General features: G+C 59.1%; 1 protein-coding gene. It reads right to left on the reverse strand.

Translation table 11 applies throughout. The features are described from left to right. Nucleotides 1-242, reverse strand: a 242-nt coding sequence (locus tag RVY79_RS21245; protein WP_317466602.1) for a hypothetical protein, incomplete at both ends; no start/stop codon positions are given.

The following is a 242-nucleotide window of genomic DNA, read 5'->3' on the forward strand; positions in this document are numbered from 1 at the left end:
GAAGACTCAGGGTCAACGCCATGCCACCGCCGATCGCAAGCACCTTTCGCTCGACATAGGCCGCGTTCTCTCGCGCCACGTTCGCCAGCTTTTCCGACGAGTCGGCTTTGCCCATGTACTCGCCGATCTCATCGATCAGATCCACGGAAGGGAAGTCGTGCCCAGTCCGCATCATGGAAGTTGCAAGATCAAAGCCATTGCGTGTGCCGGATGAAATGGCGAGCAGCCGCGACGCCAACCAT

This window comes from Chromohalobacter sp. HP20-39 (assembly GCF_033052815.1).
Taxonomy (GTDB): Bacteria; Pseudomonadota; Gammaproteobacteria; order Pseudomonadales; family Halomonadaceae; genus Chromohalobacter.